Origin of the sequence: Deinococcus alpinitundrae, from assembly GCF_009982895.1 — a bacterium.
In the GTDB taxonomy this organism is placed as follows: Bacteria; Deinococcota; Deinococci; order Deinococcales; family Deinococcaceae; genus Deinococcus; species Deinococcus alpinitundrae.
In genome coordinates, this window is sequence record NZ_WXZL01000028.1 from 1 (window position 1) to 8914 (window position 8914).

15 protein-coding genes are annotated in these 8914 nt (G+C 60.1%); 2 read left to right on the forward strand and 13 right to left on the reverse strand.

Annotation, left to right across the window (positions count from 1 at the left end):
* Together GUI70_RS24515 and GUI70_RS18660 are read left to right on the forward strand one after the other, a co-directional pair.
* On the forward strand, positions 1-443 hold a 443-nt coding region (locus GUI70_RS24515; protein WP_237725031.1), incomplete at its 5' end, for a hypothetical protein.
* Positions 444-590: 147 nt separating this feature from the next.
* On the forward strand, positions 591-1538 hold the full coding sequence (locus tag GUI70_RS18660) for a hypothetical protein (RefSeq protein ID WP_161883827.1): 948 nt from the start codon (positions 591-593) through the stop codon (positions 1536-1538).
* Between the two features lie 130 nt (positions 1539-1668).
* Here the strand turns inward: GUI70_RS18660 and GUI70_RS18665 are convergent, their stop codons facing one another.
* The 13 genes from GUI70_RS18665 to GUI70_RS18725 form a co-directional block, all read right to left on the reverse strand.
* Complete coding sequence (locus GUI70_RS18665; protein WP_237725032.1) at positions 1669-2052, reverse strand: hypothetical protein; 384 nt, start codon at positions 2050-2052, stop codon at positions 1669-1671.
* A complete protein-coding gene (locus GUI70_RS18670) occupies positions 2049-2384 on the reverse strand; it encodes a hypothetical protein (RefSeq protein ID WP_237725033.1) in 336 nt (111 codons plus the stop codon). Before GUI70_RS18670 ends, GUI70_RS18665 begins: the two co-directional genes overlap by 4 nt.
* Positions 2385-2407: 23 nt before the next feature.
* Complete coding sequence (locus GUI70_RS18675) at positions 2408-2599, reverse strand: hypothetical protein (protein ID WP_161883830.1); 192 nt, start codon at positions 2597-2599, stop codon at positions 2408-2410.
* Positions 2596-3240: a hypothetical protein gene (locus GUI70_RS18680; protein WP_161883831.1), complete on the reverse strand. Its 645-nt coding sequence runs from the start codon at positions 3238-3240 to the stop codon at positions 2596-2598. The genes GUI70_RS18675 and GUI70_RS18680 overlap by 4 nt, the downstream gene beginning before the upstream one ends.
* Complete coding sequence (locus tag GUI70_RS18685) at positions 3237-3896, reverse strand: hypothetical protein (protein ID WP_161883832.1); 660 nt, start codon at positions 3894-3896, stop codon at positions 3237-3239. The genes GUI70_RS18680 and GUI70_RS18685 overlap by 4 nt, the downstream gene beginning before the upstream one ends.
* Positions 3893-4210 carry a hypothetical protein gene (locus tag GUI70_RS18690; RefSeq protein ID WP_161883833.1) on the reverse strand — a complete coding sequence of 106 codons (318 nt, stop codon included), beginning with the start codon at positions 4208-4210 and terminating at the stop codon, positions 3893-3895. Before GUI70_RS18690 ends, GUI70_RS18685 begins: the two co-directional genes overlap by 4 nt.
* A complete protein-coding gene (locus GUI70_RS18695; protein ID WP_161883834.1) occupies positions 4207-4563 on the reverse strand; it encodes a hypothetical protein in 357 nt (118 codons plus the stop codon). The genes GUI70_RS18690 and GUI70_RS18695 overlap by 4 nt, the downstream gene beginning before the upstream one ends.
* Positions 4560-4919: a hypothetical protein gene (locus tag GUI70_RS18700; RefSeq protein ID WP_161883835.1), complete on the reverse strand. Its 360-nt coding sequence runs from the start codon at positions 4917-4919 to the stop codon at positions 4560-4562. Before GUI70_RS18700 ends, GUI70_RS18695 begins: the two co-directional genes overlap by 4 nt.
* 275 nt (positions 4920-5194) lie before the next feature.
* Positions 5195-5476, reverse strand: a complete 282-nt coding sequence (locus tag GUI70_RS18705) for a helix-turn-helix transcriptional regulator (RefSeq protein ID WP_161883836.1) — start codon at positions 5474-5476, stop codon at positions 5195-5197.
* A gap of 62 nt (positions 5477-5538) precedes the next feature.
* Entirely contained in the window at positions 5539-5823 is a 285-nt protein-coding gene (locus GUI70_RS18710) for an eS19 family ribosomal protein (protein ID WP_161883837.1), read from the reverse strand.
* A gap of 51 nt (positions 5824-5874) precedes the next feature.
* Positions 5875-7098 (reverse strand): alginate O-acetyltransferase AlgX-related protein, encoded by a 1224-nt coding sequence (locus GUI70_RS18715; RefSeq protein WP_161883838.1) that lies wholly within the window; start codon positions 7096-7098, stop codon positions 5875-5877.
* 10 nt (positions 7099-7108) lie between these two features.
* Positions 7109-8224 carry a D-glucuronyl C5-epimerase family protein gene (locus tag GUI70_RS18720; protein WP_161883839.1) on the reverse strand — a complete coding sequence of 372 codons (1116 nt, stop codon included), beginning with the start codon at positions 8222-8224 and terminating at the stop codon, positions 7109-7111.
* A 15-nt stretch (positions 8225-8239) separates the two neighbouring features.
* Entirely contained in the window at positions 8240-8887 is a 648-nt protein-coding gene (locus GUI70_RS18725; RefSeq protein WP_161883840.1) for a hypothetical protein, read from the reverse strand.
* Between the last annotated feature and the right edge of the window lie 27 nt (positions 8888-8914).

Here is an 8914-nt window from a genome sequence, read left to right on the forward strand (position 1 = left end):
AAGTTCCTGACCGAGGTGCGCCTCGCGGAGTTATTTCTAGAAATGAATCAGCTGAATGCCGTTCACGACGCACTTTTTTGCATGAAACTATAAACCGCAACATCTCAGTCTACTCACTTGCTGTCGACTGCCTGCTGCTGTTTGTGGCCACATGCTTGCTCTACAGCGGTGCGCGTCAGTTGCATTACCGCGACGCTCCATATCTGTTTTTGAGGCGGTGGCTCTTGTGGGGGACCTTGAGTTTTTTTCTGCATGGCATGGTCCGGATTGGCGTCATGTTGATGTTGCTGGATCGCTACTCGACGATTTGGTGGCTGGTTGCAGTCCTGGGCAGTTTCCCTGCCTTGATGACTTTTAGTTATGCGATCCGGGCGATCCACGATCCTCAGCGGGTGGCTGGGATGAATTACTACCGCTGGAAAGGGCCTGAGCTCACGCCCTGAACCATCAAACGACGAAAAGCCCCCGCTCCCGGCACTCGGCCAGGGCGGGGGCTTCGACTTGCGGGCGTATAGGGCCTTCGAATCTGGACCATCGTCAGCTTTTCTCAGTCCCTCCTCAGCTCACTCAAATTTATCTATACTTCTCTTGTGAAGACCTTTATCCCAATTCTTGGCTTGAGCCTGCTCCTCGCTGCCTGCAGCACTCCCACCCCGCCGCCCACCACCGCCAGCATCAGCATTGATGGCCCAGCCACCCTCAAGATCGGCGAGGATAAGACCCTCACGGCCAGTGCGAAGAGCAACAGCGGAGCCGTGCTCAGTGGCCATGCTTTCACCTGGACGTCCAGCGCGCCGAACGTCGTGGATGTCGATGCCTCCGGTAAGCTGACGGTCAAGCGCCTGAGCGCCTCACCCGTGACCCTGACCGCTACTGACAACGGTAAATCCGGTACCCTCAGTGTGACGACCTACGGGCTGGAACTGACCATGGGCACGATCAACTATTTGCCGGGCACGACCGATGCGCGCATCGGTACTGCTGCGCTGGTGAAGTTCAGAGGACCAGGTAACAGCATCGGTCGAACGAATGCTGTCCAGCTCACTGGACCGGCTGATGTGAATGTCTTCAACCTTGAAATCGGTCCCTTCACAACAAATGAATACTACTCTTTTAATTATGCTGGAAGTATCAAGCCAGTGAGTGGTTCATATAGTGCTACTGCGACAATCGACGGTGTAACGTATACGTCAAGTAATATTTTGAATAGTGCTTCCGTTCTAGGCGCTTTTAAGAACGGCAAGATTCAATTTACAAACTCCAAGGATTATACTATCAGCGGGGAGTTTTCTAGCGGTACCAAGTCTTTTAGAGAGTCATTCTACAACACAACAGACCCGACGGCAGATCCGATTATTTTCAAAATAGATGCCATACCAGATTTGCCCGTTTCTTACACATCAAGTGTTGCATTGTCTAAAACGACTTATAGCCCGTACATCGACAGCTTCAATCTATTACCTGAGGACTTTGCAACACTTACTCCCGAAGCCTTTAACATTTCAATCACGTCACTTCCGGATTTCGCCGTCAACTAATCCTCACCTTCTGAGGACGGCTGGTAACGAGAAGGCCCCCTGCACGACCGCCGAAGCGGGTGCAGGGGGCCTTTTTTGTTGCGGACTTGTGGCGTTTACTTGGGCCAGCTCTGCTCCGACCCACCGAATGTCACGGGCGGAGCGGTACTGCAATCAGCGGCAGGAAGTCAGCGCCGAGACTCGGGGCCACTTCCACCACGACACCCGGAACGAGCGGCGCTCTGACGGTAGGCAGGGTGCCAGAAATCAGGAACCCCGCCTCGTCGTTCAGAATCACGCTGTAGCTGCCGTCCGCCAGGCGCAACCGCACGGCGGCCAGGTCCACACCGGGCCTGACGGTGATGAGTGCCGTTGCGCCGTCAAGCACCACCGACACGAGATCAGAGGCGACAATCTGTGGCCCGCTGGGGACCGAGGCGGGCAGCACAACCGGGGGGCTGGCGTGCGTGATCTGCGGAGCGCAGCCGGAGAGCAGCAAGCCCAAAACGATTGCGGCAAGACAATAGTTTTTCACGGCAGTCGCAGGTAAATCGGCCGCACACCGCCACTGGCGCGGTAGAAGGTGACGCTGCCCGCCTTGACCTGGCCCTGGTCGATGACCACCCGGTAGAGCTTGCCTGCTGCCACGTCGGGCAGGGTGCAGCCGGTGTATCCGCTGGCCCGCTTCCGGCAGTTCTGGTCGGTGGTCACAAAGTCGCCGGAGAGCAGCAGTGCCGGGGCCGTCGCGGTGTCTGGGCCGGGGTTGACGAACACCACGCTCGCGCCATCGATCTTCAGCGAAGCACTTTCCTGCTGAGCGGCTTGCAGGGCCGGGGCGCAGGAAGCGAAGGCAATCACGGCCGTCAAAGCCAAGAGTCCGAGTCGTTTTTTCACAGCTGACCACGCTCCTTGAGGTGCTCGATTTCTTCCTGCAGCTTCAGCCGGTTCTCGGCCGAGAGGTGCGCGTCGCCGTCGGCCAGGTCGATGACGACTGGCGCGAGGATCGGCGCGAGTTTCAGGGCAGCGGCAACGGGCACATTCGCGCCCAACATGCCAGTGAGCAGCTTCAGTAGTTCGTTCATGGGCCCTCCTGGACTAAGGCCGTCACCACGGTGACAGCGGGCGCGGGCGGCGGGTTGACGGGCTGATCAGCGAGTGGTGCATCGTCACCGACCACGGCGGGCCAGTCGGTGCGAGTGGCAGAGGGGAAATCGGGGTCATCTTGTGGTGGCTCGGCCTTGGTGGGGAGGCTCAGCAGTGGCATGGTCTCCAGGCCGCCAGTCGAAGGCACAGCGATCACGGCGGGCGGCGTGTTGCTTCCGATCCAGCCGAGTACGGTCTTTGTCCCGTCCCGCCCGATGACGGCCGTCAGGCCAGCGGCCAGGCCGAAGAAGATCGCGGTGGGCCAGCCGGTCAGCCCGAAGAGGGGCAAGCTGCCGCCCAGGTTGCTGAAGTACAGGATCAGCGCACCCGCCACGCCCAGCACCGCGCTCAAGGCCCACCAGACAGGAGCGGGTGGCTCTTTGCGCGGCGGGACATACGCGGCGTAGCGAACCGAGATGTTGCGCTTGATGGTGCTGTTGACGCCGAACACCAGGGCGGCCAGCGCTGCGGGGCTGCTGCCCAGGATGCTGAGGCCGGTGAGGTCGAAGCCCAGACCGTCAGCCTGAGCCGTCGCCGTGCCTGCCAGCAGCAGCATGCCGAGAATCCAAGTCTTTTTCATGCTTCCCCCCTCAGCGCGATCCACACCGCGCCCGGATCGGTGGCGTTGACGGTCACGCCGCCGCGCGTGATGCGCTGCCCGGCCACGTTGTCCCAGCCGCCCGCTTCGTTCTCGACCAGCACACGCGGGCCAGTCGGCACGGCAACCGGCGCAGGCTTGGTTACCACCGGCGCGGGTGATGCAACGTCGAACACCCACACATCGGGCATCCGGCCCACCGTGGTCAGGCCGCCCCACTGCTCGAGCGGCACCCAGTTCAGCGAGCCATCCAGCGACTGGCCGCGCCGCACCGTGGCGTTTTCCAGCACGCACAGTTGCCCGCCTGCGCCCTCGCCGATCAAGCCGATGTGCCCGAAGTCGGAAGGCAGCCGGGAGAACACCACGTCACCCGCTCGCGCTTGCTTGACCGGCACCGTCCACTTCAGGTCGATGAAGGCCTGCTCCATGCTCCGCGCCCAGGGCACAGTGGGGGCGCGCTGTTTGTTGAGCGCCGTGAAGTGGCTCCAGATGCCCATGCGCTTGTACCACTCACCGCCTGCCCAGCCGTTGGCGTCCTCGATCACCTGCCGATCGGCCTTGAGGCAGTAGTTCGGCTCGCGCTCAATCTGGAGCTTGCCTGCCAGCACGGCGTCGATGCTTCGTTGAATCTTGTTCATGGTTTCTCCCGGTCTTTCAGCGTCTGGGCGCGGGTTTTAATCCAGTCCAGCGGGTAGGCGTTGCTGAGGATGTCGCCGAGAAACTCGATCAGCACCTGGTAGCGGTGCTTCATGTCCTCGCACTCTCGGAGTTGCGTTTTCAGCTTCTCGACTTGTTCACCGAGTGTCTTATTCGCGCCCTCCAGCCGCGCCCGTTCGCTGTCTAGCCGCGAGAATGAATCCTGTTTGTTCTTGCCGAGCAGCGTAAAGGCGCTGATGAGCACCGTCCCCCCGGCCACGAGCCAACCGGCGATTTCTCCCGCTCCGACGCTCACGCCGCCTCGCTCTTGGCACTTGTCCCTTGCCGCATACAGCCCAGTACCAGTGCGACGGCCGGGCCGAGCTGAACGGTGGGGCCAATCGAGACGAACACGCACACCGCGATGGTCATGACCAGAATGCCGGTGAGCATGTACCCGGCAGTCAGCCAGACGCGCCCCCGTGCTGAGAGCAGAAACACAGCACCGAAGGCCAGCAGTGCAGGCCACACCCACCAGGGCACATCGAGGCCGCCGAAGGTTTCGAGCGCCACGTAAGAGGGTCTACCGTCTGGCCAAGACAGCATGGCTGCGCTGACCAGCAGGCTGATGGCGTAATTGAAGCGGATCTGCCAGCGCGCGGCCCTCATTGTCCGGCCCGCCAGATGGTGTTCCACTGACCCTCAAACTTCTGTTCCACTCTCGGAACACCTCCCTCGTCGGTCTTAGCTGTGAGCCACAAGCGGCGCTCACGGGGGTAGGAGCCGCGCAGCACGAAGTAGCCGATGATTGGCAGCACGCCGTCCTGGGCGGTGCGGAAGCGCAGGACGGCCTTCGAGGTCAGGGGGCAGTCCAGCGGGACGCTGACCGAGATCAGGAGTTGATTGAGCGGTGCAGCGCGGTTGATGGGCCGCACCTCGGCTCGGCACACGCCGGGCGGCAGAGCGGCCAGTGAGGCGAGCACGAGCCCCAGGCCGCCCAGGGTGAGCGCGGTGAGTTTAATCATCTGGCCTCCGGTGCATGGTTCAAGTCTTGCCGCGCCCGTGACACCTGGGCAGGGCAAAGGGAAAGCCCGCGCTCAGGCGGGCGGGACTATGGCAAGCTGAACAGGTGAAGAAGAGACGCTGGTGGACCAAGACAAGGCGAGAGCGTGCCGTTGATGTTGCCTCAGCCGTTCTCGTCCTGATTGTCATCGCGCTGATCATCTACGGCGTCATTCGGGGCTGAGGAGCAAAGCGAACGCCCCCGCGTGGAGCCGGGGGCTGGGAAGGTGGATTGGGATCAAGCTGGATGTTCGGCGAACACCTGCAGCACCTGCTGACCTTGTTCCGTGAGCTGGTAGAGGCGCGCCGGGCGCTTGTACGGCGCGCTCAACAACCCACTGGCCTTCAAGCGTCTCAGCGCCGTCGCCACCGTCGGATCGTCATACAGCTTCAGGCCTTGGTGGATGGCGATGACCAGCAACCGCCGGCCTGTTCTGGGTGTGTCTAGTGAAGCGCTCGCGAGCAGCGCATGCTCGATCGAACCCCTGAGGACGACGTGGGGTTGTTTGGGAGAAGGCATCGACCGCAAGTATAGAAAAGGGTGCTAGAAGCTGCTCGATCACTGGCCGACAGCAACGCCAATCAGGCTGGACGTTCGGCGAAGACCTTCAGCAGCTGCTCGCCTTGCGGGGTCAGGCGGTAATTTCGGAGCCTTCCAGGGCCACGATTCGACTTGAATAACCCTGTGGCCGTCAACCGTTGCAACGCCGTGACAACCGTCTGATCGTCGTAGAGGCTCAGGCCACCTTCAATGGCGATGAGCAGCAACTGCCGACGTGTTCTTGAGAGGTCCATCGAGGCGCTTTTCAGCAGCGCATGCTCGATCGAACCGCTCAGGACAACGTGTGATTTCAGGGGAGAGACCATCGGCTTCAAGTATGCGTTGGCTGGCCGGTAGCGTGGGGACTCAGGGTTAGGTCAAAGGGGACACAGGCCGTACTGGAAAGGCTTGTTGTTCGGCGTCGTGACGCTCACAGAAGTGGTATTTGCGTCAAGCTGCCAGAAATACTCCTGTGCCCCCAGGCCGGGCAGGCGGGTGAGTTTCGTCTGCTCCGTCTTGCCCCCCAGATCAACGGCCAGATTGACCTCAACCGTCTCACCGGGGAACTTCAGATAGAGGTACTGCCGCGCTCTTGGCGCGATGGGCAGGGCGTCCCCCACCTCAGCGCCTTTTGTTTCGCAGCCGCCCCGTACAGCAGGCAGCACCTGACGGTGAATCGGGATGTTGTTGTAGCCGTACCAACCAGGCATCTCCCAGATTAGATACTTGACCGGCGCTTGCTTGCGAGCGTATTCGAGGTATTGAAGGATGGAGTTCTGATAGCCGCCGCTGCTCAACGCGGCGTTGCCCACATCCACGCCCAGCAGCTCACTCAGGTGCGGCACGAACGGGAAGATGGGATTACCGCTGAACGAGGTGCCGACCACCGTGATTTCAGGATCGCCCAGCAGCCCACCCGCTTCACTGCTCACAGGCGCGAACGATTGCAAAGGCGATTCGCCACAGATGGCTTGCACGGCAGCAACGGTCAGGCTCTTGAAAGGAGTCGCCACTCCCGTTTTTACTGTGATATCGGAGCGTTGAATCGGCTGAAAAGCTGGGTCTTGAGGCAATTGAAAATCCGGCTGGGCTTTGATGAGCGCCGCCACTGCCTCAGCAGCTTTCGCCGCCCCGCTGGGACTCCAATGCGGGTCTTGCCTCAAGAACGGATCACTGGCGTCCTGCTTCATGGCTGTGTAGAGGTTGGGGGCCAGGATGCCCGCGCCGTTCAGTGCTGCGATGGTGGCCTCGTAAGATTTGAGCGCCGTTTCAGGCTTGAAGCGCTCAAGGATCGGCGCGTTGACCGCGAGGTGCTGCCATTCCAGCAGCCCTTTCGTCGGCGGCAGGACCATCACCAACTGAGTCCCGCCCTTCTTCAACCCCGCTGAGATGGAAGCCAGCGCCTTAAGTGAGTCAGGCGTGATGCTGTAATCCATCCTGAAATCCTGAAGTGACGGCTGATTCTGGAACACCCAGTCACCCTCGCCAATCACCAGATCAGTGGCCTTGTATGTACCGGACTGGGCAGTGAGCGGCGTTTCACAGTAGGCCAGAGCGCTGCCCATCGTTGCCGCCGCGAAGGCAAGCAGGAACCTTTTCATGCGTGCTCCATTACTCTTTTGCAACATAGTCGTAAGCAGCCGGTACTTTGTAGTCGAGGGCGGCGGCATCTTGAAGCAAGCGCTCCTCATAGGATTGGAGGATAGGGTTGTTCCCCGTCGCCTGCCGAAGCGCCCGCATCAGGTAGGTGTGAACCAAATGGTAGTAGTTGGTCAGAGGCTTGGCCCCGTAGACCTGCCGCAGATCATAGGTTGTCCACCCGCCGATCTCGTAATACGGGAAAATGCGTTCCAGCGTGCTAATTCCGCATTTGAAAGCCTCGTCTGCATTGGCCGCCGTCGCCGCTGTTGGTGTCGTCTTTGCCCAGTCATTGATGCCCACAAGCGTGAACATGTAACCGTTCAGCGTATAGGCCGTTTTCACCGCTGAGTAACCCGGCCATTGATTCGGTTGCTTCATGTTCGGCAGGTTCGGGTACTCTTCAAACCAAACGTACCCGGCCAGTGAGGGATCAAGGTCGCTCAGATCGGTTCTTACGCCCCCATCCTTGACGGATTTGAGTGTGAAGTCCATAGCGGTGTCGCCCCGCTTAACGTAGATGGGGTCTTTGGTCAATTCGTAAGCGCGGGCGTAAACGCTCATCGCCAAGCCCTGCATCATGCTGCTGACCCAGCCCGCTTCGTAATTCAAGAATGGAAACTCGTATCTGAAAGAGCCGTCCTCAATTTGGAAGCGGGACATCTTTTCAGTTGCGTCCAGAAACTGAACCTTGAAACCTTCTTTGATCTTTGGGTCAGTGGCAAGAAGATAGCGGCCCCAACGTCCCAGGGCATATTGGGCAACTGTGTTCGGATTGAAATAGAAGCCGTCACCGTACTTGATTTTGGGTACGCCCATATCATCGAGTTGTACTGTAGGGCCATTTACATAACTCCGGTGGAAGCTGAAGTGCATGTAATCGCCTGTTGGTGTATGACCGCCCTTCTCCGCAAAATAGTAAGACGGTTGATTGAAGCTCTTGAGGATGCCAAAACCCAGCTTCACCTCCTGCGGATAGGCAGTGGTGTTCATGTCCCACTTGGGCCACTTTTCGTTTCCTGTCACCTGACAGAGCGGGGCGGCGGCAGCGGTGCCCACCAAGGCAAGCAGGAGTGTGAGTCGTTTCATGTGGCGCTCAGTTTATCAAACGGTTGTTCCCGTCGCGTCCACCCAGACTGGCGTGGCCGAAGCCGTCTTGACCCAAATCGGCTTGTTCAAGGTGGTGTCGTAGTAGGGCATGCCGACATACAGGTACGGCACGGTGGTTGTCGTCGGGCGATTGGCGGTTGTGCCGCTTCTGCCCACGTTAAGCTGCCAAGTGCCATCGGGTGCGTCCAAATATGTCGAGTAGGCGCGAAACTTGACTCCCTTGAGGCGGTTGCCAGTGATGGTGGAACCAAACCCGATCCAGTCCAGATTATTGCGGGCCGCAGAGCTGCGGATATAGAAGATGTTCTCACCCACAGCCGGGTTGTCGGTGAAGGTTGACATCACCCAGCCATTGTTGAATTGCAGCGGAGAGCCGTTGGTGAACACGAATGCGCCGCTCATTGTGCTGCCCGCCCTGCTTACCGGATCAACCACGCCGTTGATTGCGCCCACCCCATACGCGCCGACCAGCGCACCCACATAATCCCAGGTCACGGTGCCGTCTGTGGCGGAGCCGGTGGTGTGGGTCGGGGCAGTCGCGCTGCTCGTTCCAGCCACCGAGCAGCGGTAGACGCGGGTGGTGGTGTTGACGGTCTGCCCCAACGTGTAGGCGGTGGTTGCCGTCCACGTCAACTGCCCCATGTACCCGCCGCCCGTGACCACGTACTT

Coding starts and splice junctions, on each gene's coding strand:
- GUI70_RS18710 (WP_161883837.1), bottom strand. CDS start 5,823: ATGGTCTCTCCCCTGAAATCACACGTTGTCCTGAGCGGTTCGATCGAG.
- GUI70_RS18695 (WP_161883834.1), bottom strand. CDS start 4,563: ATGAGGGCCGCGCGCTGGCAGATCCGCTTCAATTACGCCATCAGCCTG.
- GUI70_RS18725 (WP_161883840.1), bottom strand. CDS start 8,887: ATGGGGCAGTTGACGTGGACGGCAACCACCGCCTACACGTTGGGGCAG.
- GUI70_RS18715 (WP_161883838.1), bottom strand. CDS start 7,098: ATGAAAAGGTTCCTGCTTGCCTTCGCGGCGGCAACGATGGGCAGCGCT.
- GUI70_RS18720 (WP_161883839.1), bottom strand. CDS start 8,224: ATGAAACGACTCACACTCCTGCTTGCCTTGGTGGGCACCGCTGCCGCC.
- GUI70_RS18680 (WP_161883831.1), bottom strand. CDS start 3,240: ATGAAAAAGACTTGGATTCTCGGCATGCTGCTGCTGGCAGGCACGGCG.
- GUI70_RS18685 (WP_161883832.1), bottom strand. CDS start 3,896: ATGAACAAGATTCAACGAAGCATCGACGCCGTGCTGGCAGGCAAGCTC.
- GUI70_RS18700 (WP_161883835.1), bottom strand. CDS start 4,919: ATGATTAAACTCACCGCGCTCACCCTGGGCGGCCTGGGGCTCGTGCTC.
- GUI70_RS18705 (WP_161883836.1), bottom strand. CDS start 5,476: ATGCCTTCTCCCAAACAACCCCACGTCGTCCTCAGGGGTTCGATCGAG.
- GUI70_RS18675 (WP_161883830.1), bottom strand. CDS start 2,599: ATGAACGAACTACTGAAGCTGCTCACTGGCATGTTGGGCGCGAATGTG.